Annotated in this window: 23 protein-coding genes; 14 read left to right on the top strand and 9 right to left on the bottom strand. The window is 62.7% G+C overall.

Annotated features, from left to right (window positions below):
• Positions 1-96: 96 nt before the first annotated feature.
• Positions 97-1,437, bottom strand: coding sequence for a PLP-dependent aminotransferase family protein (locus SB765_RS08680; RefSeq protein ID WP_410931198.1), 1,341 nt, complete (start codon positions 1,435-1,437; stop codon positions 97-99).
• A gap of 172 nt (positions 1,438-1,609) precedes the next feature.
• On the opposite strand from SB765_RS08680, the gene SB765_RS08675 reads away from it, so the two are divergent.
• From SB765_RS08675 to SB765_RS08660, 4 genes are read left to right on the top strand one after another with little or no spacing between them, the layout of a single operon-like run.
• Entirely contained in the window at positions 1,610-2,323 is a 714-nt protein-coding gene (locus tag SB765_RS08675; RefSeq protein WP_016498234.1) for a serine O-acetyltransferase, read from the top strand.
• Entirely contained in the window at positions 2,320-3,108 is a 789-nt protein-coding gene (locus SB765_RS08670; RefSeq protein ID WP_410931197.1) for an alanyl-tRNA editing protein, read from the top strand. Before SB765_RS08675 ends, SB765_RS08670 begins: the two co-directional genes overlap by 4 nt.
• Positions 3,105-4,313, top strand: a complete 1,209-nt coding sequence (locus SB765_RS08665) for an MFS transporter (RefSeq protein WP_410931196.1) — start codon at positions 3,105-3,107, stop codon at positions 4,311-4,313. Before SB765_RS08670 ends, SB765_RS08665 begins: the two co-directional genes overlap by 4 nt.
• A complete protein-coding gene (locus tag SB765_RS08660) occupies positions 4,310-5,212 on the top strand; it encodes a pyridoxal-phosphate dependent enzyme (RefSeq protein ID WP_341796608.1) in 903 nt (300 codons plus the stop codon). Before SB765_RS08665 ends, SB765_RS08660 begins: the two co-directional genes overlap by 4 nt.
• A gap of 24 nt (positions 5,213-5,236) precedes the next feature.
• Here SB765_RS08660 and SB765_RS08655 read toward each other — a convergent pair whose 3' ends face one another.
• The 4 genes from SB765_RS08655 to SB765_RS08640 are packed head-to-tail and all read right to left on the bottom strand — an operon-like array spanning position 5,237 to position 6,909.
• Positions 5,237-5,440: an SEC-C metal-binding domain-containing protein gene (locus tag SB765_RS08655; protein ID WP_019471879.1), complete on the bottom strand. Its 204-nt coding sequence runs from the start codon at positions 5,438-5,440 to the stop codon at positions 5,237-5,239.
• 7 nt (positions 5,441-5,447) lie between these two features.
• On the bottom strand, positions 5,448-5,933 hold the full coding sequence (locus SB765_RS08650) for an LEA type 2 family protein (RefSeq protein WP_410931195.1): 486 nt from the start codon (positions 5,931-5,933) through the stop codon (positions 5,448-5,450).
• 2 nt (positions 5,934-5,935) lie between these two features.
• Positions 5,936-6,412: a YchJ family protein gene (locus SB765_RS08645; protein ID WP_410931194.1), complete on the bottom strand. Its 477-nt coding sequence runs from the start codon at positions 6,410-6,412 to the stop codon at positions 5,936-5,938.
• 2 nt (positions 6,413-6,414) lie between these two features.
• Positions 6,415-6,909, bottom strand: coding sequence for a DUF6231 family protein (locus SB765_RS08640; RefSeq protein ID WP_341796605.1), 495 nt, complete (start codon positions 6,907-6,909; stop codon positions 6,415-6,417).
• Between the two features lie 159 nt (positions 6,910-7,068).
• Here SB765_RS08640 and SB765_RS08635 point away from each other — a divergent pair, with 159 nt between their 5' ends.
• The 4 genes from SB765_RS08635 (at position 7,069) to SB765_RS08620 (ending at position 9,694) form a co-directional block, all read left to right on the top strand.
• On the top strand, positions 7,069-7,761 hold the full coding sequence (locus tag SB765_RS08635; protein ID WP_338744993.1) for an OmpA family protein: 693 nt from the start codon (positions 7,069-7,071) through the stop codon (positions 7,759-7,761).
• A gap of 88 nt (positions 7,762-7,849) precedes the next feature.
• Positions 7,850-8,569, top strand: coding sequence for an OmpA family protein (locus tag SB765_RS08630; RefSeq protein ID WP_341796604.1), 720 nt, complete (start codon positions 7,850-7,852; stop codon positions 8,567-8,569).
• A 98-nt stretch (positions 8,570-8,667) separates the two neighbouring features.
• Complete coding sequence (locus SB765_RS08625; protein ID WP_341796603.1) at positions 8,668-8,943, top strand: DUF1145 domain-containing protein; 276 nt, start codon at positions 8,668-8,670, stop codon at positions 8,941-8,943.
• On the top strand, positions 8,936-9,694 hold the full coding sequence (locus SB765_RS08620; protein WP_341796602.1) for a collagen-like protein: 759 nt from the start codon (positions 8,936-8,938) through the stop codon (positions 9,692-9,694). The genes SB765_RS08625 and SB765_RS08620 overlap by 8 nt, the downstream gene beginning before the upstream one ends.
• 102 nt (positions 9,695-9,796) lie before the next feature.
• On the opposite strand, the gene SB765_RS08615 is transcribed toward SB765_RS08620, so the two are convergent.
• On the bottom strand, positions 9,797-10,261 hold the full coding sequence (locus SB765_RS08615; RefSeq protein WP_341796601.1) for a CopD family protein: 465 nt from the start codon (positions 10,259-10,261) through the stop codon (positions 9,797-9,799).
• 98 nt (positions 10,262-10,359) lie between these two features.
• Here SB765_RS08615 and dinG point away from each other — a divergent pair, with 98 nt between their 5' ends.
• From dinG to pdxH, 5 genes are all read left to right on the top strand, one after another.
• The gene (gene dinG, locus SB765_RS08610; RefSeq protein WP_341796600.1) at positions 10,360-12,504 is read left to right on the top strand and encodes an ATP-dependent DNA helicase DinG; all 2,145 of its coding nucleotides are present in this window, start codon (positions 10,360-10,362) and stop codon (positions 12,502-12,504) included.
• 80 nt (positions 12,505-12,584) lie between these two features.
• Positions 12,585-14,819 carry a beta-galactosidase gene (locus SB765_RS08605; protein ID WP_410931193.1) on the top strand — a complete coding sequence of 745 codons (2,235 nt, stop codon included), beginning with the start codon at positions 12,585-12,587 and terminating at the stop codon, positions 14,817-14,819.
• A gap of 110 nt (positions 14,820-14,929) precedes the next feature.
• On the top strand, positions 14,930-16,075 hold the full coding sequence (locus tag SB765_RS08600) for an EstA family serine hydrolase (RefSeq protein ID WP_043197536.1): 1,146 nt from the start codon (positions 14,930-14,932) through the stop codon (positions 16,073-16,075).
• A 99-nt stretch (positions 16,076-16,174) separates the two neighbouring features.
• Positions 16,175-17,167, top strand: a complete 993-nt coding sequence (locus tag SB765_RS08595; RefSeq protein ID WP_197899080.1) for an OmpA family protein — start codon at positions 16,175-16,177, stop codon at positions 17,165-17,167.
• Between the two features lie 19 nt (positions 17,168-17,186).
• Positions 17,187-17,834: a pyridoxamine 5'-phosphate oxidase gene (gene pdxH, locus SB765_RS08590; protein WP_341796596.1), complete on the top strand. Its 648-nt coding sequence runs from the start codon at positions 17,187-17,189 to the stop codon at positions 17,832-17,834.
• Positions 17,835-17,873: 39 nt separating this feature from the next.
• Here the strand turns inward: pdxH and SB765_RS08585 are convergent, their stop codons facing one another.
• A complete protein-coding gene (locus tag SB765_RS08585; protein WP_341796595.1) occupies positions 17,874-18,107 on the bottom strand; it encodes a hypothetical protein in 234 nt (77 codons plus the stop codon).
• Between the two features lie 147 nt (positions 18,108-18,254).
• Here SB765_RS08585 and SB765_RS08580 point away from each other — a divergent pair, with 147 nt between their 5' ends.
• The gene (locus SB765_RS08580; protein ID WP_009684613.1) at positions 18,255-18,719 is read left to right on the top strand and encodes a glycine zipper 2TM domain-containing protein; all 465 of its coding nucleotides are present in this window, start codon (positions 18,255-18,257) and stop codon (positions 18,717-18,719) included.
• Positions 18,720-18,789: 70 nt separating this feature from the next.
• Here SB765_RS08580 and nhaA read toward each other — a convergent pair whose 3' ends face one another.
• A complete protein-coding gene (gene nhaA / locus SB765_RS08575) occupies positions 18,790-19,965 on the bottom strand; it encodes a Na+/H+ antiporter NhaA (protein ID WP_410931192.1) in 1,176 nt (391 codons plus the stop codon).
• Between the two features lie 251 nt (positions 19,966-20,216).
• A complete protein-coding gene (locus SB765_RS08570) occupies positions 20,217-21,824 on the bottom strand; it encodes an NAD(P)/FAD-dependent oxidoreductase (RefSeq protein WP_041167602.1) in 1,608 nt (535 codons plus the stop codon).
• Positions 21,825-21,859: the final 35 nt, after the last annotated feature.

Genomic DNA, 21,859 nt, shown 5'->3' with positions numbered 1-21,859 from the left:
GCTCCTGCAAGGCGAGGCGGGTTTCGAAAGGCGCTAAGGTAGTAAGCGCGCAGGCGCCGTGCAAGGTCCTGTGTCGGTTTATTTGCCTGCGCGGGCTCAAACGTTGAAGTGGTCTGCCAGCGTGTCGGAAAAATGCGTGCAATTGATACGCGCATAGCGTCGGTAGTCACGGGTGACCGCGAATGCAGAGCCGGGCATCAGCAGAATCTTGTGCTGCTCCAGTTTGCGCACCAGGGGTTGCAGGTCGGGCAGGTCCGGGTGGTAGACCCAGAGGAACATGCCCCCTTGCGGCGCGATCTCGAACTGCCAGCCGCGCTCGAGCAACAATCGTTGTGTCTGGACTTGCTGCCGGATCAGGCGCTGCTGTACATCCTTCATGTGCCGGGCGTAGGTGCCGTCCGACAATATGGTGTTGACGAAGCGCTCGCAAAACGCAGGCACGGCCACGCAGGTCAGCAGTTTCAGGCGGGTCAGCGGTTCTATCAGGTCTTGCGAGCAGGCGATGAAGCCCACGCGCAACGAGGCGGACAGGCATTTGGAAAAACTGCCGATGTAGATGACCCGGTCAAGGTTGTCCAGCTCGGCGAAGGTCTGGCGCACGGCAGGGCTGAAGTCGCCATACACATCATCCTCGACCACGTAGAACTCGTGCTCCACCGCCAGGCGTAGCACGCTGAAGGCGTTGTGCGGGCTGATGTTGCTGCCGGTCGGGTTGTGGAAGGTGCTGTTGCAGAAGAACGCTCTGACCTTGTGGATGGCCAGGTAGCGCCGCATTTCCTCCACATCCGGCCCGTCCTGGGTCCGCCGGATACCGACGACGTGCCCACCCGCCAGCTGGATCAGCTTGATCAGGTTGCCGTTGCCCGGCTCGTCGACGAACACGTGGTCGCCTGGCTTGATCAGCAACCGGGCAACCAGGTCCAGGCCTTGCGTGGCGCCCAGGGTTGTCAGCAACTGGTTGGGTCGGGCTTCGACACGGGTCAGCCGTTTCATGTGCACGCACAGCTGCTTGCGCATGGGCAGGTAACCCTGGATGTCGCCGTACTCTGCCAGCGAGCTTTGCTCCAGCCGCGCGGTGCGGCGAATCGCCTTGGCCAGCAGCTCGGTGTCGCGCCACGCCGGCGGCAGCCAGCCGCTGCCCAGTTTGGTGTAGTGCTGGCCGCCCTGCAGCAGCCGGAATAGCGGATCGCCGGCCATGCACTCGGGCTCGTGGATCACGCTCGTCTGCCGGCTGCGGTTGGCGACGAAGTAGCCGCGGCCGGGCGAGGCCGTCAACACACCTTCGCTGACCAGCTGGGCATACGCCGATACCACGTCGTGGTAACTGAAATCGACGGCGGCCGTGAGTTTGCGAATGGAGGGCATGCGTTGCCCTGGCGACCACTCGCCTGCATCCAGGCGCTGTTTCAACAGGTGATGAAGGCTGGAGGGGTCCATGGCAGGTCCGAAACCGTTAGAAAAAAAAGCCTAACAGTTAACGGAAATGCTTGTCGACTGTTCGTTTGCAAATGGCCAGTACCTGCCACTATCCCCTTGTCGGAACTTTCGGCTGCCAGCAAAGGCGGCACTTTTAGCGTCTGTGCAGACCAGACAACTGGATATCAAGCCCATGCATACTATGGACATGCAATCTGCCGTCATTGCCAGGCTCCCTTTGCCTGACGAACTGGCGTCATTCAAAGTAGTCAAGAATCTTGTGACCTCGGCGTTATTGGAATGCTGTTCAATCGACGAGTTCGAAGCGCTGAAAGAAACACTGATTATTGAAAGTGTTTCCGAACAGGCCCATGCCGACTTGCAGGCCTTTGCCCAAAAAGATCCAGCGGCTGGCCGCGACCTGGTATTTATTGCAAGAACTTACACCTCTTATTCTGCGGTTTTGCATTATCGGCTTGCCCACTGGGTCTATTGCAATACGGCCTCTACCTACGGTGCTGGCGGCCAGTGCCTGGCCGCCATGATCTCCAGGCGCGGAAAAATGCTCTCGGGGGCGGAAATTCATTTCCGCAGCCGTATCGGTGCGCGATTCATCATCGATCACGGCATGGGCACCGTCATTGGTGAAACATCGACCATTGGTGACGATTGCTACGTGCTGGGCGGCGTCACCCTGGGCGCCCGCGGTATCAGTGACAACCCTTCGAGCCCCAGGCACCCGACCTTGGGCAACCGGGTACAGATCGGCGCGTTCGCCAGTGTGCTGGGTGCTATCCACGTCGGCGACGGCGCCTTCATCGGGCCGGGCTGCATCATTACCAAAGACGTCCCTGCCGCTGCCCGTGTGCAGGTAAAAACATCACTGCAGGTGGTATTGGAACCATGAATTCTCTGAATTATGAAGTGTTGCGCAATACCGAGAAACTTTATTACAAGGACCAATACCTGGCGGGTGCCAATACTCAAGTAACGCGGGTACACAGTGACGGTATCGAATTGCAGAGTACCGTGGCCTATCCCGAAGGTGGCGGCCAGGAAGCTGACGTCGGCACGATTGAACTGCCGATAGGCACTGTGCGCTTTGTCTGGGTTAAAAAACTCTACGGTAGCCCTATTCGCCTGGAAGGTTTCAAAGGCGGAAAACTGGGCGGCATCATTATTCACAGCCTGCACCCTGATGACTTGCACCTGCTGGATGAAGTCACCGTCGGCATGCCGGCCCGCGTCACTATAGATATCGACCGACGCGAACGGTTGACACTGTCTCACAGTGCCAGTCACTTCCTGTATGCCGCCGCCATCAGCCTGCGTGAAGAACTGAAACAGTGGACCATCGGCTGCCATATCAAGGAAGACTCGGCGCGTTTCGACTTTCTGGTCGAAGACGCATTCACTGCCGAAGACGTGGTGGAGATAGAACGGCGTGCAAATGAGCTGATCGCCTGCGATGCGCCCATCGAACACTACGCGGTGCAGGGCCTGGAAGACGCGCGCCTGTGGACCTACAACGGCATCGAAATCCCGTGTGGCGGCACACACCTTGAGTCGCCTCGGCGGATCGGGCGCATGTCCGTGCGCCGCAAACGCCTGGGCAAAGGCAAAGAGCGGCTGATCTGCGTGTTCCCCGATGCCGAAATCGATGTTTCCACCTATCACGAGCCTGCGTTATGAACAGCACACTCCCGCGGCGTACCTACCTGTACTTCACCGCACAGTCGATCAACCTGACGACCGCTGTCATGTCCGTGACCATGGCCGCCATCGTCGGGGCCGCATTGGCGCCGGCTGCTGCGTGGTCCACCGTGCCCTACGGGTTCCAGTTTCTCTGCCTGATGCTGGCAACGTACCCAGTCTCCAGGTTGATGAGCCGTATCGGTCGCAAGAAAGCCTTCATGCTGGGGTCGATCCCCTTGGCGGCTTCTGGTGTCAGCGGTTATCTGGCCGTGGAATACCAGCACTTCCAGCTGCTGGTACTGAGCCATTCAGCGTTGGGCGTTTATATCGCCTTCGCCAACTTCAACCGCTTCGCGGCCACTGACAACCTGGCCCAGAGCCTCAAGCCCAAGGCCCTTTCACTGGTGGTGGCGGGGGGCGTGATTGCAGCCGTGGTGGGGCCGACTCTGACGGAGTGGCTCAGGGACGTGGGTGGGTACCCGCTATTTTCGCTGTGTTATGCCTCGTTCGTTGGCCTTGCGCTGATGTCGCTGTTGATTGCCGTTTGCCTGCCCGACGATGCCGGCATCGCCAAACCCAGTCAGCACGCGGAAAAATCGGCCACTCCCCGCGAACCGTTCAGCCCGTCGGTGAAAGTTGCCATGGCGGTTGCGGCGCTGAGCTACGGGATCATGAACCTGCTCATGATTCAGGCATCGATGCACATGAAACACATGCATGAGGACTTCTCTGATGTCCGCCTGGCCATCCAGTGGCATGTGGTTGCCATGTTTGCACCGTCATTCTTTACCGGCGCAATCATTCAGAAGCTGGGCATCAAGACCACCATCTGTGCCGGGCTGGCACTGTTGATCGGTTGCTCGGCGCTGAATATCTGGTCGCACAGCTACGCCATGATGACCCTGGCGCTGATTGCCCTCGGGCTGGGCTGGAACCTCACGTATGTGGGCGGCGGCGCATTGCTGGCCCAGTCGCTGCAAAACAGCCCGGCAGCGATGCAGATGCAGGGCAAGAACGACCTCGCCATTGCCATTCTGGCAACCGTCGGTGCGTTCAGCCCTTCGCTGTTGCTGAGTACGGTTGGCTGGGATGGCACCAATGCCATCTGCATGGCCCTTTGCATCGGTTTGCTCTTCGCCACTGCCGGCCTGCTGCAGAACAAGGCCTGTCTGCACACTTCAATGGAAGGTAGCCGCAAATGAGCGAGCTCATCAGCGTCAGCGAACGCATCTACACCAAACTGGAAATGAACAACCCGGGCGGCAGCCACAAATACCGGGCAGCCCGGCACATTGTCGAGCATGCCCTGCGCAACGGCGACATCATCCCGGGTGTGACCACGGTCATTGAAAAAACCGGCGGCAGTTTCGGTTTCGGCTTGCTGGCGGCCTGCCACAAGTACCAGGTTGCCGTGGAACTGGCAGTAGGGCTTGGCTTCAGCCAGACCAAACGGGATTTGCTGGAGTGTTTTGGTGCCAGGCTGATCGGCAAAGAGATGCTGGTGGCCGGCGCCACACCCAAGGATGTCGTGATGCATCACCTGGAGAACCAGGCCGCACTGGGCAAGTCCTATTTCTACACCGATCAATTCAACAACCCGGTGGGCATTGAAGCCCATCGTTACCAGACGGCCAGTGAGCTTGCCGTGCAATTGACCAACGTCGGGGCCGGGCGGGAAATCCTGTTTGTCGGCTGCGCCGGCACTGGCGCAAGTTTCACAGGCATTACCCTGGGGCTGAAGGACCACGGTTTTGACGTTTCGACCGTGTTGGTCGACCCCAGCGGTTGTGATTCAAGGGCGGGCGTGTTCACGGACCATCGCTTTGAAGGCATGGCGGTGGGTGTTTGCCCACCCTTCATGGACTGGGCGCTGGTGGACGAACGGGCTCAGGTGCAGCACGCCGAAATGCTGGCTGCACAGCGCTGGTTCTACATGCAAAGTGGCATTTTCGTGGGGAATACCGCCGCAGCCTGCCTCGCCGTCGCCCAGCGCATGGCACAGCACCCGCGCTATGCAGCAACCACCCTGGTCACCATCGCCTATGACGCCGGCCTCTGGTACCAGGACTTGCTGGGGGCGACCCGGCGAAAGGCCGCGTAGCAGGTTTTGAATCGAGTCAGTCGATCAGGCGCCGTGGCACTTCTTGAACTTTTTCTCGCTACCGCACGGGCAAGGGTCGTTACGGCCAACGTCCTTCAGGGCGTTGCGTACCGGCTCCTGGTGGCCGTGGTTGCAGTGCGGGCCGTGTACATGGCCATGATCGTGGTGGTGGTCATGATCATGGTCGTGGTTGCAGTCAGGGCCATGAACGTGGGGTTGTTGAGACATTGCAGGGTTACTCCGGGATGTGATCGCCGGGGATTATCTCACCACTGCGCGATAAGTGCAGGTCCCGATGGATGACCAACCCGGTCGCCAGTTCGCCCTCCAAGGTGTAATGCAGCGGCTGCCTGCTTTTGAGCAGCTTGGCCAGTGGCTTGAGGTGCTGCCACAGGTTGGTGCGCGCGGTAATCTTGAAGGTGCGCCGGGCGTGCCCGCCCACGCTGCGCCAGACACTGGCTTCGTCCTGGACCAGCAGCAGGTCGTTGAGGCGTATTGCATACGACAGGTTGCGGATGAACAGGCGGCTGTCATTGGGGTTGTCGACCCGCAGGTGCAGCACGAACTCCTGCTCCAGCAACCTGGCCTTGACCGTTTCGACCTCGACCAGGTGCACTTCGGGTTCGCGCCAGTCGTCACCCCCCCAACTGGCACAGCCCGCCAGCAAGGCCAGGCATGCCATCAGTGTGCAGGGCAGCAGCAGGCGGGCGCGGGCCATCATGCTCAGCTACCCACGTAACTGGCGCAGCATTTCTTGAATTTTTGCCCGCTGGCGCAAGGGCAGGGGTCGTTGCGCCCGGCCTTCAGCCCAACCGTAGGGTCGATGAAATACCAGCGCCCGGCATGCTGGACGAATGCCGAACGTTCACGGTGCTGGTGATCGCCATCCTGGTCGTGCCAGCGCGCGGTGAAGGTGACAAACCCGTGCTCCGGCTGGCCGCCCAGTACTTCGGCGTCTTCCACCTCCAGGCCCGGCCAGGTGCTCTGGGCGCTCCAGGCCGCCATGGCGGCCTGGTCCAGTCCGGCTTGCTGGGCCGGCAGGGTGGTGGCCACCAGGTAGTCGACCAGGCCCAGCACGTAAGCGCTGTAGCGTGAGCGCATCAGCGTCTGGGCATCCGGTGCCGGGGTACCTGCATGGTAATGCCCGCAGCAGGCGTCGAGCAGGTTGCCACTGCCGCAAGGGCAGACCGAGACACTCATCATCACCACCAGTACTTGCCGAAGTTTTCAGGGTTGGCCCAGAACCTGGCGTTGAGCCAGTCCGGGACCTGCTTGTAGTCATGTAGATCATAGGTGAACAGGCTCAATACCTGCTGGTCACGGCAGAATTTCTCGCTGGCCGACAGCGCCAGGGCAAAGAAGTCGGTGTCTTGCCAGCCGCAGGCGGCCAGGTCGGCCAGCACCGCTACCCGGCTGGCATTGAGGTTGCGAATGCCGCCGAGCAGTTCCAGGCCGGTGCGCTTGGGCAGGTGTTCCAGGCAGTCCACCAGCACCGCCAGATCAAAGCGTTGGGCCGCCAGTTCGGCCGGCAGCGGGCCCGGGGCAGCCGTGGCGATCGTCACCCGGGGGTGCGCCTGGGCGAAGGCGTCCAGCGCCGGGAAGCGCGTGCCGACCAGTAGCAGGCGTTGCGGGGTGAAGCGTTCGAGCAGGGCCGCGAGGGCTTGCTGCGGGGTGCGTTGGGAAAAACCGTCGGTCATTGCCAATCCTCGTTCAAGTCGTCCAAGACTAGCGGGCCGCGGCGTGTGGGCAAAGAGGCATGTGACCACGTCGTGGCTTATTGCTGGCAGGGTTGGAAAGCGCGGTCTTTACTCCCAGAGATCGGCCTTATGCCGATTCCCCCTAGGAGAAGCAATGAAATGAGCATAGTACGCACAGCGTTACCCCTGGTACTGCTCACCAGTGTGTTGACTGGTTGTGCAGGTTTGCAAAAAACCGACTGGCCGAAATGTGCCGCCGTCGGGGGTGTAGGCGGCGCCGCTTTGGGCGCTATTGAAAGTTCCAGCTGGGCTGGCTGGGGTGCGTTGCTGGGCGGTGGCCTGGCGGCGGGCTACTGCTGGGCCCATGGCGATGGCGACGAGGATGGCGACGGCGTGCCGGATAGCCGTGACAAGTGCCCGGGCACCCCGCGTGGTGTGCAGGTCGATGCCAACGGGTGCCCGCCTGAGCCGGTAGCGGTGGTGGAAGAAGTGGTGGTGCAGAAGGAAGAAGTCATCGTCATCCGCGATGTGCACTTCGAGTTCGATTCCGCGCGCCTGACCGCCAGTGACAAAGAGCGCCTCAATACCATTGCCACGCGCCTGAAACAGGAAGCGCCGTCTGCCCGCCTGAGCGTCAGCGGCCATACCGACAGCGTCGGCTCCGACAGTTACAACCAGAAACTGTCCGAGCGCCGCGCCCACTCGGTGACCGATTACCTGGTCGAGAGCGGTGTACCGCGCAGCAGCTTCGTTTCGGTGGTCGGTGCTGGTGAAACCCAGCCGGTGGCGGACAATGCCACGGCCGACGGGCGTGCCATGAACCGCCGTACCGAAATCAAGATCCAGCGGTAGACGGTGTGCGCCCGTGCCTTGAGCAGTGGCGCGGGCGCGTCTTCATGCCAGTCAGCCGTTCGTGGCCGATGACACAGGAGCATTCAGCATGAGTGTGACGTCGAAGGCGGCATTGCCGCTGTTGGTGGCTGCCAGCCTGCTCGCGGGTTGTGCAACCCACAGCGATGGTAGTGCGCCGCTCAACCAAAGGACCTGGCCCATCTGCAGCCTGCTGGGCGGCCTGGTCGGTGGCGGCCTGGGCGCTATTGAAAGTTCTACCTGGGCCGCAGGTGGCGGTGCCCTGGGCGCTATCGCCGGTGGGCTGATCTGTTACGCCCAGGATGGCGACGAAGATGGCGACGGTATTTTCGACCGCCGCGATCGTTGCCCCGATACCCCCGCCAACACTGCAGTCGACCACATGGGTTGCCCGCTGAAGGAGTACCCGGCAGCGGCGCCTGCCACTGCACCTGAGCCCTCGCCAGAGGTGATCATCCTGGATGACAACGGTGCGGTGATGTTTGCCTTCGATTCCGCCGACCTGACCCCGGCGGCGCAGCAACGCCTGCAAGGCCTGGTGGTAAAACTCGACTCGCCGACGATAGCCAAGGTGAGTGTGATCGGGCACACCGACAACGTGGGTTCCGATAGCTACAACCAGGCGCTTTCCGAGCGCCGTGCCAGCAGCGTTGCCGAGTACCTGATCAGTCAGGGCCTGGAGCCGGGCAAGGTCACCAGCCAGGGCCGCGGAGAAAGCCAGCCCATCACCGATAACGAAAGCGAGGAGGGCCGCGCGCGCAACCGACGGGTGGAGCTGCACCTCAACTGAGCGCTGCTGGCGCCTGACTTGGCATTGCAGTTAATGTGGGTCGCACGGCCCGCTCGAACGGGCCGCCTCGACATAACAACATTCAATAGGGGCGGGGTATGAAGTTCATCCTGGGCCTGGGCAAGGTCCTGACGGTCGCTTTCTGGGGTGTGGCGTTGTTCAATCAGCTGATGCCACAACCTGTGCCTTTCAATCTGTTGATCAATGCCGCTGGCATCGTCCTGTTCGGCTTGCACCTGCTCGAGGTGCTGTTCTTCAATGGCAGCCTGCGTGGGCGCAGCCACCGCTGGTTCGACCGTTTGCAGATCCTGCTGACAGGTATCTTCCATGTCATGTCCATTCCCCGTGCGCAGGAGGCGCCGCGAAATGCGTAATCTGATGTTGCTGGCCATGTTGGCCGCTCCCCTGGCCCAGGCTGAAAGCCTGGAGGTCGCCGCCAATTCCATGCTGCGCCTGCCCGACAAGTCGGCCAGCGTGCACTTCACGCACCTGCGTGTCGCGGATGCGGCAACCCTGTTGCTGCCTGCCTCGCTTGCGCAATTGACGGTCGACCAGCTGGAACTGGGGCGTGATGCGCGCATCGCCATCGCACCCTCCGATAGCCCCCTGGTGATCGAGGCGCGTAGCGCGAAGTTGGGTGAGGGCAGTGAATTCAGTGCCCCCGGGGCGGCGGGTAGTTATCAGCGGGCAGCTCGTCCGGGCCGCAGCCTGGACCTGAAACTGGCTGAAGTGGATGCCGAACGGGTGGCGATCGATGCCCGTGGTGGCGCGGGCGCTCCGGGTTATGTGGGGCTTGATGGTGGCAACGGCCAGGCGGGTGGCTGCACCTGGGGCCAGGCCAGTCGTGGTGCCAATGGCGATAACGGCGGCGACGGGCATGATGGCGCGCCGGGAGGGCGCATTCGCCTGAGCGTGCCGCAGGGGTTCGCGCAAGAGCGCGTTGTCGTGCGCCTGGATGGTGGCGCCCCAGGCAAGCCCGGGGCGGCGGGCAAGGCGGGTAAAGGGGGAGCTAGCAAGGGTTGCCTGGTGTACAGCACCGATGCTGGCGCCAATGGCCGGCCAGGGCAGCCTGGGCAGCCCGGCCTGGCAGGCGCCGCAGGTGAGCTGATTCTGCAGCACCTGTGAACCTTTTTGGCTGCGAAGTTCTCGCGAGGGAAATTGCAGCGCCTATGCGATCGAGCGCCGCCCGCGCGGCGCTCGATCTATCTCCAACGCATAACTCAGCCGTCAGATCATCAGGCGCGAACTGGCCACAGCGACCACTGCCAGGCCCAGCAGCAGGTTGATCCCCACCATCCGCCGAATCCGCCCCAGCACCGCCGCACCCGTCGGCCAGTCCTCGGCCTGCACCGCCGTCTTCAGCTCCGGCAGCAGCAGCGCCTGAATGCGCATGAACAAGGCAAACATGGCGATGCCGCCACCGATCATTACCTGCACGTACTTCGGCGCAGTCTCGAAGCCACTGAAACGCATGTGCAACATGCCGATACCACTTATCGTCAAGATCGCCACCGCCAGCCAGACCCAGCCGAAGAAGCGTCGGAAAACTTCCACCCACAGCCGCAGCCGCGCAGGCCCTTCAAGGGCCGCAACCGTTGCCGGGCGCAGCACCAGCCAGGCGAAGAACATGCCGCCGACCCATACCAGGGCAGCCAGAACATGCAGTGTGTAGGGCAGGGCAAAGGCGAGCATCCGGATCTCCATGCGGCATAAAGGGCAATAGCGGGGTATGATAGCCGCCCCATGCGAAACACTGAAAATATATCCAGCCCGACGGGCGCCTGCAGACCATGATCAGCAACGAACTCAAAGCCACCATCCAGGGCGCCTACTCGCGTTTTCTCGAAGCCAAGAGCCTCAAGCCTCGCTATGGCCAGCGCCTGATGATCGCCGAAGTGGCCAAGGTGCTTGGCGACATTGCCTGCGACGATGAAGGCCGCCGCACCGGCGAGCCTGCCGTGGTTGCCGTGGAGGCGGGCACCGGTACCGGCAAGACGGTGGCCTACAGCCTGGCCGCCATCCCGGCCGCCAAGGCCGCTGGCAAACGCTTGGTGATCGCCACCGCTACCGTGGCCCTGCAAGAGCAGATCGTCTTCAAGGACCTGCCCGACCTGATGCGCAACAGCGGGCTCAACTTCAGCTTCGCCCTGGCCAAGGGCCGTGGCCGCTACCTGTGCCTGTCCAAGCTCGACATCCTGCTGCAGGAGGGTCACGCCCAGTCGGCCACTGCCCAGTTGTTCGAGGAAGAAGGCTTCCGCATCGAGGTCGACGAGCGCAGCCAGAAGCTGTTCAACAGCATGATCGAGAAGCTTGCCGGCAACCGCTGGGACGGTGACCGTGACAGCTGGTCAGAAGCCCTGGAAGACCAGGACTGGGCCCGCCTGACCACCGACCATAGCCAGTGCACCGGCCGCCACTGCCCGAATTTCCAGCAGTGCGTGTTCTACAAGGCCCGTGAAGGCATGGGCAAGGTAGACGTGATCGTTACCAACCACGACATGGTGCTGGCCGACCTGGCCCTGGGCGGGGGTGCAGTGTTGCCCGACCCGCGCGACACCATGTACGTGTTCGACGAAGGCCACCACCTGCCAGACAAGGCCATCGGCCACTTCGCTCATTATTCGCGCCTGCGCTCCACCGCAGACTGGCTGGAACAGACCGCCAAGAACCTGACCAAGCTGCTGGCCCAGCACCCGCTGCCCGGCGACCTGGGCAAGTACATCGAACAGGTCCCGGAGCTGGCGCGCGAAGTGCGCACCCAGCAGCAGTTCATGTTCACCCTCTGCGAGCAGGTTGCCGACTTCCGCCCCAGTGAAGACACCGAGGGCCGTGAGCGCCCGCGCTATCGCTTCGAAGGCGGCGTCGTGCCGGAACAGCTTCGTGAAGTGGGTATCGAGCTGAAGAAGGGCTTTGCCCGCCTCAACGACCTGTTCACCCGCCTGGCCGATCTGCTCAAGGAAGGCATGGACGGCGAGGTCAATATCGGCATCGCCAGCCACCAGGCCGAGGAGTGGTACCCGCTGTTCGGCAGCCTGGTCACCCGTGCCCAGGGCAACTGGGAACTGTGGACGGCCTTCACCGCCGAAGACCCGGAAGACAGCCCGCCCATGGCTCGCTGGCTGACGCTGGCCGAGAGCGGTGCGATGTTCGACATCGAAGTCAACGCCAGCCCGATCCTTGCCGCCGAGATGCTTCGCCGCAGCCTGTGGAGCGTTGCCCATGGTGCGCTGGTGACGTCGGCGACGTTGACCGCGCTGGGCAAGTTCGACCGCTTCCGCATGCGCTCCGGTTTACCGCGTGATGCGATGACCTGTGTGGTGCCCAGCCCGTTCGTGCACGGAGACGCTGGCCTGTTGCGGGTGCCCGACCTCAAGGCCGACCCACGCGATGCGGCGGCACACACCGCGGCAATCATCCGCGAGCTGCCGAACATCGTCGAAGATGCCCGTGGCGCGCTGGTGCTGTTCTCCTCGCGCAAGCAGATGCAGGATGTGTTCGATGGCCTGGACCGTGACTGGCGCAAGCTGGTCCTGATCCAGGGTAACCTGTCCAAGCAGGAAACCCTGAACAAGCACAAGGCGCGGGTCGACGATGGCCAGCACAGCGTGCTGTTCGGCCTGGCAAGCTTTGCCGAGGGTGTCGACCTGCCTGGCGCCTATTGCGAGCATGTGGTGATTGCCAAGATTCCATTTGCCGTGCCCGATGACCCGGTCGAAGCCGCACTGGCGGAGTGGATAGAAGCCCGCGGCGGTAACCCGTTCATGGAAATTGCCGTACCCGACGCCTCGCTGAAGCTGATCCAGGCATGCGGGCGCCTGCTGCGTACCGAGCAAGATCGCGGTGTCATCACCTTGCTTGACCGGCGCCTGGTCACCCAGCGCTACGGCAAGGCTATTCTCAATGCGCTGCCGCCGTTCCGGCGGGAGATTTCCTGACCGCCGGAGCACTTGCTCCGGCGCGTTGTCCATTACTCAGTCTTGGTCCCGTAAGGGGCCTGAAGGAGAGCCCCAGCCTTATGGTCCGCCTCACCCTGCCTGCCGTTTTCGCCCTGTTGTTCAGCTCGCCCTTGCTGGCGGGGCAGCAGACGCTGTTCAGCTTCGTGCGCCCGGCCTCGGTGGTCAATGTGGTGACCGAGGATGCCGGCATGCCGCAGTACAACGCGGAGCAAACGGCCGAGGGCGAGGTGTTGCGGCGAGTGGTGTTCAACCCGGTCGAGCGGCCCACCCTGCGGCTGAGCCCGCAAGGCGAGGCGTGGGATTGGTCCACCGGGCAGTTCCTCACGTTGCGCATGCAAAGTGCCATGGACTGGGCGCTGACGGTGGATGTCACGGTGCAAGGCAGCGATGGCCGCACCTTGACCAGCCGCGTTGACCTGCCGGCCGGCCCCGCGCAAACCGTGATGGTGCCGCTGACGGCCAGCTCGCCGCTGAGCCAGGGCATGCGCGCCGGCCCACCCATGCCGTGGCACCATGGTGGCCAGCGCTTGCTGCTGACCAGCAGCGCGGGCGCGGTAGACCTCAAGCAGGTGGCCTCGGTCAGCCTGAGCATCCCCAGCCCCAAGGTGGCGCAGAACCTGCTGATCGAGCGAGTAGGCATTCAGGATGATGACCAGGCCTACAAGGCGGCCTATAAGGATTTGATCGATGCCTATGGCCAGTCCACGCGCGGCAATTGGCCCGAGAAGGTTGCCAATGACGAGCAGCTCAAGGCGGCCGATACGCGTGAACAGCAGCAGCTCAAGGGCTGGCTGGCTGAACGCGGCAAGCAGCAACTCGATGGCTACGGCGGGCTGCTGGCAGGGCCGGCCTTCGAGGCCAAGGGCTTCTTTCGCACCGAAAAGCGTGATGGCCGCTGGTACCTGGTAACACCGGAAGGGCATCCGTTCTATTCCCTGGGGGTGAACGCCGTCGCCGCAGATGGCGGGCGTACCTACGTCGCCGGCCGTGAAGGCATGTTCAAGGGGTTGCCGGGCGAGGGCGATGCTCTGGCCGCATTCTACGGCGAGGGCAACAACGACGATGGCAATGCCTCGTCGCAAGGGCGCCACTTCAAGCAAGGGCGCTGGTTCGATTTTTATGCCGCCAACGTGCAGCGTACCTACGGCAAACCCTGCCCGCCTGGCGCAGAAGGGCAGCCAGCCAACTGCCCGCCACTGGTTCTGGACGCTGCCCGCTGGCAAACGCATGCGCTGGACCGTTTGCAGGCCTGGGGTTTCAACACGATCGGCAACTGGAGCGAGCCCGCCCTGGGCATGGCCAAGCGCATGCCCTACACCCTGCCGCTGTCGATCGTGGGTGATTACGCCAGCATCAGCACCGGCATGGACTGGTGGGGCAGCATGCCCGACCCGTTCGACCCGCGCTTTGCCATGGCCACCGAGCGCGCCGTGGCCATTGCCGCCCGTGATCACCGTGACGATCCTTGGCTGATTGGCTATTTCGCCGACAACGAGCTGGCCTGGGCTGCCCCAGGCAGCGACCCTAAAGCCCGGTATGGCCTGGCTTATGGCACTTTGCGCCTGACTACCGATGTACCGGCCAAGCGCGCCTTCCTCAAGCAGTTGCGTGACAAGTACCGCAATCAGCAAGGGCTGTCCAAGGCCTGGGGCATCGAACTGACCGCCTGGGAACTCATGGAAGACCCGGGCTTCGAGGCGCCGTTGCCCGACCCGCAACACCCGGAAATCGAGCGCGACTACCAGCACTTCCAGCAGGTGTTCGCCGAGACCTACTTCAAGACCATTGCCGATTCATTGAAGTGGCATGCCCCCAATCACCTGCTGCTCGGTGGCCGCTACGCGGTGAGCACGCCGGAGGCGGTCAAGGCCTGTGCCGAGTTCTGCGATGTGCTCAGCTTCAACTTCTATACCCTCAAGCCGCAGGACGGCTACGATTTTGCCCGCCTGGCCGAGCTGGACAAGCCGGTGCTGGTGTCCGAGTTCCAGTTCGGTTCACGAGATCGCGGGCCGTTCTGGCCGGGGCCGCTGGAGCTGGCGCGGGAAGAAGACCGCGGCCCGGCTTACGGCAACTTCCTCAAGGCGGCCCTGGCGCAGCCGATGATCGTTGGTGCGCACTGGTTCCAGTACCTCGACCAGCCGGCCAGCGGCCGCCTGCTTGACGGCGAAAACGGCCACCTCGGGCTGGTGGCGATCACCGATGTGCCGTACCCGGGGTTTGTCGACGCTGTGCGCAAGAGCAACCTGCAGGCGATGGGCCAATTGCGCACCCTGCTGGAAAAACCGGCTCCCTGAGCACGAAGCTACCGTTCGTCGCGACCATTTGGCCCAAGCCAGTTTGCAAAACACCCAAGTACTGAAACAATGCACACCTTTTTTGGACATGGTCGTACGGAGTACAGCGGGTGCAGATCCAGGGTCACTATGAGCTGAAGTTCGAAGCCGTGCGCGAAGCCTTTGCCGCGCTGTTCGAAGATCCCCAGGAGCGTGGCGCTGCGCTGTGCATCCAGGTCGGTGGCGAAACCGTCGTCGACCTGTGGGCCGGCAGTGCCGACAAGGATGGCCAGCAGGCCTGGCACAGCGACACCATCGCCAACCTGTTCTCCTGTACCAAGACCTTCACCGCTGTCACCGCCCTGCAACTGGTGGGCGAGGGCAAGCTGGCCCTCGATGCACCTGTGGCCAATTACTGGCCCGAGTTTGCCCAGGCCGGTAAACAGTCGATCACCTTGCGCCAGCTGCTCAGTCACCGCGCCGGCTTGCCGGCCATCCGTGAGCTGCTGCCCGCTGAAGCCCTGTACGACTGGCAGGCCATGGTCAATGCCCTGGCGGCTGAAACGCCATGGTGGACACCCGGTAGCGAACACGGTTATGCCGCCATCACCTACGGCTGGCTGATCGGCGAGCTGATTCGCCGCGCCGATGGCCGTGGCCCTGGCGACTCGATCGTGGCCCGCACCGCCCGCCCGTTGGGGTTGGACTTCCATGTTGGCCTGGCAGACGAAGAGTTCTACCGCGTGGCGCACATCGCCCGTGGCAAAGGCAACCCCGGGGACGCCGCCGCGCAGCGCTTGCTGCAGGTGACCATGCGCGAACCCGAGGCGCTATCGACCCGTGCTTTCACTAACCCGCCGGCGATCCTGACCAGCACCAATAAGCCGGAATGGCGACGTATGCAACAGCCGGCGGCTAATGGCCATGGCAATGCCCGCAGCCTGGCAGGGTTCTATGCCGGTTTGCTGGACGGCAGCCTGCTCGAATCCGAACTGCTTGATGAACTGACTCGCGAGCACAGCCTCGGCCAGGACCGCACCTTGCTCACCCAGACCCGCTTTGGTCTGGGCTGCATGCTCGACCAGCCTGATGTGGCCAATGCCACCTTTGGCCTCGGCGCCCGCGCCTTCGGCCACCCAGGTGCTGGTGGCTCGGTCGGTTTTGCCGACCCGGAGCACGACGTGGCCTTCGGTTTCGTGGTCAATACACTTGGTCCCTACGTGCTCATGGATCCACGAGCCCAGAAACTGGTCCGTGTTCTTGCCAGTTGCCTTTGATCGGGTAATGCGGGTATTGCCCCGCCCCTTTGACTATCCTCAATGCCAACGCCTCATGTGCGTTGGCAAAATCTCTTTCTAATTCATGGTGTATCGCTGATGTCTTCACATAAAACCTTAGCACTCGCCCTGTGCCTGACCGCCGTTACCGGCTGCGCCAGTCATTCTCCGGACGGCTCCAAGGAAGGTGGCTCCAGCTGGTGGCCTTTCGGTTCCGACAAGGTCGCCGAGCAGGAAGTGAAGGCAGCCGTCACCGAAAAAGTGGCCAAGGCCGATGCCAAGTCCGAAAGCGCCAGCCGCTGGTGGTGGCCGTTCGGCGGCGATGACAAGCAAGCCAAAGGGCCGGTCGTGCCGAAGATCGACCAGAAGGCCACCCAGGCCTGGCTGGACGAGTACGAGCCCAAGCTGCGTGAAGCCATCAAGGACAGCAAGCTGGAACTGGAGCGCCGCGACAATGTGCTGGCGGTCACCCTGCCGGTGGACAGCTCGTACAACCCTGATCGCCCGAACATGCTGCTGCCAATGACCCTCGGCCCGATCACTCGTGTGGCCAAGACCGTCGAAGGCGACCCCAAGACTGCCGTGCTGGTACTGGGCCATGCCGACAGCAGCGGCGTTGCCGCTGCCAACCAGAAGCTCAGCCTGGAACGCGCCGCTTCGGTATCGGCCATCTTCCGCCTTAGCGGCCTGCAGCGTGACCGCCTGACCCTCAAGGGCATGGGCTCGGTCATGCCACGTGCCGCCAACGACAGCATCGAGGGCCGTGCCCTGAACCGTCGCGTGGAAATGCTGCTGACCCCGCAGAACACCATGGTCGCACTGTTGGCCAAGTACCAGCAGGCCGCCCCGGCACCTGTCCCGGCCTCGATGGTTGCGGTGCAGGATGCCAAGGCACCTGCAGCCAAGGCCGTTGACAGCAAGCCAGCAGCCAAGAAGCCTGCCGCGAAGAAGCCTGTTGCCAAGGCCAAGGCCCCTGCCAAGACCACGGCCAAGAAAACAGCTGCGCCGGCCAAGGCAGCCGCCAAGCCTGCCGCCAAGAAAGCTACCGCTGACAAGAAAGTAGCTGCCAACAGCCCTGCGAAGACCAACTGATCGTCAAGGAAACGCAGCAATGACCCAATCCCTGGCCGATATGCGCCGCGACTACACCCGTGATGGCCTGGCCGAAGCCCAGGCCCCGGGGGAGCCATTCGCTTTGTTCCACCAGTGGTTTGCCGATGCGGTGAAGACCGAGCAGGTACCGGTGGAAGCCAATGCCATGACCCTGGCGACTGTGGACGGCGAAGGCCGCCCACATTGCCGCGTACTGTTGTTGAAGGGGCTCGATGAGCAGGGCTTTACCTTCTTTACCAACTACGAAAGCGCCAAGGGCCAGCAACTGCAGGCCAACCCTTTTGCGGCCATGACCTTCTTCTGGCCGGCGCTGGAGCGCCAGGTGCGCATCGAAGGGCGGGTGGAAAAGGTCACGGCCAAGGAGTCGGACGACTACTACCAGGTGCGCCCGCTGGGCAGCCGCCTGGGCGCCTGGGCTTCGCCGCAGAGCCGTGTGATTTCCGGTCGTGAAGAGCTGGAGGGCCTGGTCAAGGCCACCGAAGCGCGCTTCTCCGACACCCAGCCGCACTGCCCGGAGCACTGGGGTGGTTATCGTCTGTTGCCTGAGCGTATCGAGTTCTGGCAGGGGCGGGCGAGCCGCCTGCATGACCGCTTGAACTACCGGCTGGTGGACGGGCAATGGCTGCGTGAGCGGCTGGCACCCTGAGAATTTGGGGCTGCTTTGCAGCCCCAGTGATCCATCAGGCTACCCCCGATACCCCGCCGCCTCGCGCTCCAACCACCCCGCCAGTTGCTTGCGCCCCACCTTCTCCTGCCGCGCCTGCGCCAACCTTTCCAGCATGTACTCACGCTTTTCAGGGTCAGCCCCCGCCAGCGACAACGCCAGGTCACGGTCCATCCAGCGGCGCATGCGTACATACAGCCACCAATGGAAATACAGCCCGGCAACGGTGGTGACCACGACGATGAAGTAATCCATGGCTATCCTTGGTCTCAATTGATGAGCCTATGGCACAACCGCACAGGCTGTACACCGGCTGAATGAAAACAATTTTATTACGTTTGTACCGTGACAGCCGTCAACGTGCAGCGTCTAATGAGCACCTGACTTATGGAGACTTTACCCATGCGTAAATCCGCTTTGCTGGTGGCGACCTTTACCACCATGTCGCTGCTGCTGGGGGGCTGTGCCTCGAGCCTGACCGGTGACAGCTACTCCCGTGATGAAGCCCGCCGCGTGCAAACCGTGCGCATGGGCACCATCGAATCCCTGCGCCCCGTCAAGATCGAAGGTACCAAGACCCCGATCGGCGGTGGCGCTGGCGCCATCGTTGGTGGCGTAGCCGGCAGTGCTGTAGGCGGTGGCCGTGGCAGCATTGTTGCAGCCGTGATCGGTGCCGTGGCCGGTGGCCTGGCCGGTTCCGCTGCAGAAGAAGGCCTGACCCGCACCCAAGGCGTCGAAATCACCGTGCGTGAGGACGATGGCAGCATGCGTGCCTACGTGCAGGCCGTGCAGGAGAACGAAATCTTCCGCGTTGGCGACCGCGTGCGCATCATGACTGTTGATGGCACCAGCCGCGTTTCGCACTGACCGTAGCGCAGTAAAACAAAAACCCCGACATGGCCGCTGCCAGTCGGGGTTTTTTCATGCTTCAGTAACGTCAACCAACACGGGTTTTGCGGCTGGCCATGGCGATGACGGCGTAGCCGATCACTGCGGCGAAGAACGAGCCGGTAAGAATACCCATGCGGTCCATACCGGCGTAATCGCTGCTACCCGGGGCGAAGGCGAGCGAGCCAACGAAAAGGCTCATGGTGAAGCCGATGCCGCAGAGTATCGCCACCCCCAGTATTTGCCCCCAGCCGGCACCCTCAGGCAGCGCGGCCAGGCGCAGCTTGACCGCCAGCCAGGTCAGGCCGAAAACGCCCACGGTCTTGCCCAGCAGCAGGCCAACCGCGATGCCCATCGGCACCGGGTGGGTGAAGCTGTCTACGGTCATGCCTGCCAGCGAGACGCCAGCATTGGCGAAGGCAAAAATCGGCAAAATGGCATAAGCGACCCAAGGATGCAGGGCATGCTCAAGGGACAGCAGTGGCGAAGTCTCGGCGTTGCGGGTACGCAGCGGGATGCACAAGGCCAGGGCGACACCGGCCAGCGTGGCATGTACGCCACTCTTGAGTACGCAGACCCACAGGATCAGGCCAACGATCATGTACGGCCCAAGCTTGACCACGCCAAGCCGGTTCATCGCTACCAGCGCCACCAGGCAGGCCGCAGCCAGTAGCAGCGACACGCTCGACAGTGTCCCGGAGTAGAACAGGGCGATGACGATGATCGCGCCCAGGTCGTCGATGATCGCCAAAGTCATCAGGAACAGTTTCAGCGATACCGGTACGCGTTTGCCCAGCAGGGCCAGCACGCCAAGGGCGAAGGCGATGTCGGTGGCAGTGGGGATCGCCCAGCCGGCCACGGCCGCCGGGTTGTCGCGGTTGATGAACCAGTAGATCAGTGCTGGCACCACCATGCCGCCCACGGCAGCAGTGGCAGGCAGGATCACCTGGGCAGGTTTGGACAGGTGGCCGTCGACCACCTCGCGCTTGACCTCAAGGCCGATGAGCAGGAAGAACAGGGCCATGAGGCCGTCATTGATCCACAGCAACAAAGGTTTGGCGATATTCAGCGCGCCGACCTGGACGGCGACGGGCACATCGAGCAGCCCGCTGTACAGGTAGGACAGTGGCGAGTTGTTGATGATCAGTGCCATGACGGCGGCGGCGATCAGCAGCAGGCCGCTGGCGGCTTCAAGCTGGAAGAAACGGGTAAACAGGCTACGCACGGGCTATAGGCTCTCCATGAGCAGTTTACGAATGATACGGGCGTACACCCTAGCCTGTGACGATATGCTTTAAAACAAAAACTATATTCGTTTTTGTTATATGTTGTTGCCGGCTGGGCTGTGTGAAGCCTAGATGCAGATGGGGGTGGAAGGGGGAGGGAATGTCTGATGTTCGGGTTGGATATTTCTGATTCCTGCAAGGGCCCTTTCGCGGGTTTACCCGCGAAAGGGCCCTGACAGGCGATACAAAATTACAGGCCGAGCATATCCCGCGCTACCGCCTCGGCAATACGGATCCCGTCTACACCCGCGGACAGAATCCCGCCCGCGTAGCCGGCGCCTTCACCCGCCGGGAACAACCCTTTAAGGTTCAGGCTCTGGTAGTCCTCACCGCGGGTAATGCGCAGTGGCGACGAGGTGCGCGTCTCGATCCCGGTCAACACTGCATCATGCAGGTTGTAGCCCTTGATCTGCCGGTCGAACGCCGGCAGTGCTTCACGGATTGCCTCGATGGCGAAGTCGGGCAGGCTCGGCGCCAGGTCACCCAGGGTCACGCCTGGTTTGTAGGACGGTTCGACACTGCCCAGGGCGGTCGATGGCCGGCCTGCAACGAAGTCACCCACCAGCTGCGCCGGGGCCTGGTAGTTGCTGCCGCCCATCACGTAGGCGTGGGCTTCCAGACGCTCTTGCAGTTCAATACCGGCCAGCGGGCCGCCCGGGTAGTCGCGCTCGGGGTCAATGCCGACGACGATGCCAGAGTTGGCGTTGCGCTCGTTACGCGAGTACTGGCTCATGCCGTTGGTGACCACCCGGCCTGGTTCGCTGGTGGCGGCGACCACGGTGCCACCCGGGCACATGCAGAAGCTGTATACCGAGCGGCCGTTCTTGGCGTGGTACACCAGCTTGTAGTCGGCGGCGCCGAGTTTCGGGTGGCCGGCGTACTTGCCCAGGCGCGCTTTGTCGATCAGCGTTTGCGGGTGCTCGATACGGAAGCCTACCGAGAACGGCTTGGCTTCCATGTACACGCCCTTGGCATGCAGCATGCGGAAGGTGTCGCGGGCGCTGTGGCCAAGGGCCAGGACCACATGGCGCGAGTGCAGCTGTTCGCCACTCTCCAGCACCACGCCGGTCAGCTGGCCGTCTTCGACCAGCAGGTCGGTGACCTTTTCCTGGAAACGTACTTCTGCGCCGAGGGCGATCATGTCCTGGCGCATCTGCTCCACCATGCCGGTGAGGCGGAAAGTGCCGATGTGCGGTTTGTTGATGTACAGGATCTCGTCCGGCGCACCGGCCTTGACGAACTCTTCCAGCACTTTGCGGCCGTGGTGCTGCGGGTCCTTGATCTGGCTGTACAGCTTGCCGTCAGAGAAGGTACCGGCGCCGCCTTCGCCGAACTGCACATTGGACTCTGGGTTGAGCACGCTTTTGCGCCACAGGCCCCAGGTGTCCTTGGTGCGCTGGCGTACTTCCTTGCCACGTTCGAGGATGATCGGCTTGAAGCCCATCTGCGCCAACAGCAGGCCGGCGAAGATGCCGCACGGGCCGAAACCGACCACGATCGGGCGTTCCTGCACGTCGGCCGGGGCGTGGCCGACATACTTGTAGGTCACGTCCGGTGCCGGGCCGATGTTGTGATCGTCGGCGAACTTGTCGAGCAGCTCGGCTTCGTTGCTGGCTTCAAGGTCGATGGTGTAGATGAACAGCAACTCGCTGTTCTTCTTGCGCGCATCGTAGCTGCGCTTGAACAGGTTGAAGCTGAGCAGTTGCTCGTCGCGGATGCCCAGGCGCTGGACGATGGCTTCACGCAGCGCTTCGTCGGGATGGTCCAGGGGCAGCTTGAGTTCGGTGATTCGTAGCATGGCAGGGTCCAGTATCCCGGCCATGGGCGGCCGGC

Source organism: Pseudomonas sp. SIMBA_067 (assembly GCF_046534675.1).
Classification (GTDB): Bacteria; Pseudomonadota; Gammaproteobacteria; order Pseudomonadales; family Pseudomonadaceae; genus Aquipseudomonas; species Aquipseudomonas putida.
The sequence above is the reverse complement of the archived record's forward strand: the minus strand, read 5'-3'. Positions and strand labels throughout refer to the sequence as shown.

Excerpts from the sequence above, each read along its gene's own strand:
- dinG (WP_341796600.1), top strand. The coding sequence starts at position 10,360 with ATGATCAGCAACGAACTCAAAGCCACCATCCAGGGCGCCTACTCGCGT.
- SB765_RS08630 (WP_341796604.1), top strand. The coding sequence starts at position 7,850 with ATGAGTGTGACGTCGAAGGCGGCATTGCCGCTGTTGGTGGCTGCCAGC.
- SB765_RS08670 (WP_410931197.1), top strand. The coding sequence starts at position 2,320 with ATGAATTCTCTGAATTATGAAGTGTTGCGCAATACCGAGAAACTTTAT.
- SB765_RS08665 (WP_410931196.1), top strand. The coding sequence starts at position 3,105 with ATGAACAGCACACTCCCGCGGCGTACCTACCTGTACTTCACCGCACAG.
- SB765_RS08680 (WP_410931198.1), bottom strand. The coding sequence starts at position 1,437 with ATGGACCCCTCCAGCCTTCATCACCTGTTGAAACAGCGCCTGGATGCA.
- SB765_RS08580 (WP_009684613.1), top strand. The coding sequence starts at position 18,255 with ATGCGTAAATCCGCTTTGCTGGTGGCGACCTTTACCACCATGTCGCTG.
- SB765_RS08660 (WP_341796608.1), top strand. The coding sequence starts at position 4,310 with ATGAGCGAGCTCATCAGCGTCAGCGAACGCATCTACACCAAACTGGAA.
- SB765_RS08570 (WP_041167602.1), bottom strand. The coding sequence starts at position 21,824 with ATGCTACGAATCACCGAACTCAAGCTGCCCCTGGACCATCCCGACGAA.
- SB765_RS08650 (WP_410931195.1), bottom strand. The coding sequence starts at position 5,933 with ATGATGGCCCGCGCCCGCCTGCTGCTGCCCTGCACACTGATGGCATGC.
- SB765_RS08615 (WP_341796601.1), bottom strand. The coding sequence starts at position 10,261 with ATGCTCGCCTTTGCCCTGCCCTACACACTGCATGTTCTGGCTGCCCTG.
- SB765_RS08645 (WP_410931194.1), bottom strand. The coding sequence starts at position 6,412 with ATGAGTGTCTCGGTCTGCCCTTGCGGCAGTGGCAACCTGCTCGACGCC.
- SB765_RS08620 (WP_341796602.1), top strand. The coding sequence starts at position 8,936 with ATGCGTAATCTGATGTTGCTGGCCATGTTGGCCGCTCCCCTGGCCCAG.
- SB765_RS08625 (WP_341796603.1), top strand. The coding sequence starts at position 8,668 with ATGAAGTTCATCCTGGGCCTGGGCAAGGTCCTGACGGTCGCTTTCTGG.
- SB765_RS08640 (WP_341796605.1), bottom strand. The coding sequence starts at position 6,909 with ATGACCGACGGTTTTTCCCAACGCACCCCGCAGCAAGCCCTCGCGGCC.
- SB765_RS08605 (WP_410931193.1), top strand. The coding sequence starts at position 12,585 with ATGGTCCGCCTCACCCTGCCTGCCGTTTTCGCCCTGTTGTTCAGCTCG.
- SB765_RS08595 (WP_197899080.1), top strand. The coding sequence starts at position 16,175 with ATGTCTTCACATAAAACCTTAGCACTCGCCCTGTGCCTGACCGCCGTT.
- SB765_RS08585 (WP_341796595.1), bottom strand. The coding sequence starts at position 18,107 with ATGGATTACTTCATCGTCGTGGTCACCACCGTTGCCGGGCTGTATTTC.
- pdxH (WP_341796596.1), top strand. The coding sequence starts at position 17,187 with ATGACCCAATCCCTGGCCGATATGCGCCGCGACTACACCCGTGATGGC.
- SB765_RS08655 (WP_019471879.1), bottom strand. The coding sequence starts at position 5,440 with ATGTCTCAACAACCCCACGTTCATGGCCCTGACTGCAACCACGACCAT.
- SB765_RS08675 (WP_016498234.1), top strand. The coding sequence starts at position 1,610 with ATGCATACTATGGACATGCAATCTGCCGTCATTGCCAGGCTCCCTTTG.
- SB765_RS08635 (WP_338744993.1), top strand. The coding sequence starts at position 7,069 with ATGAGCATAGTACGCACAGCGTTACCCCTGGTACTGCTCACCAGTGTG.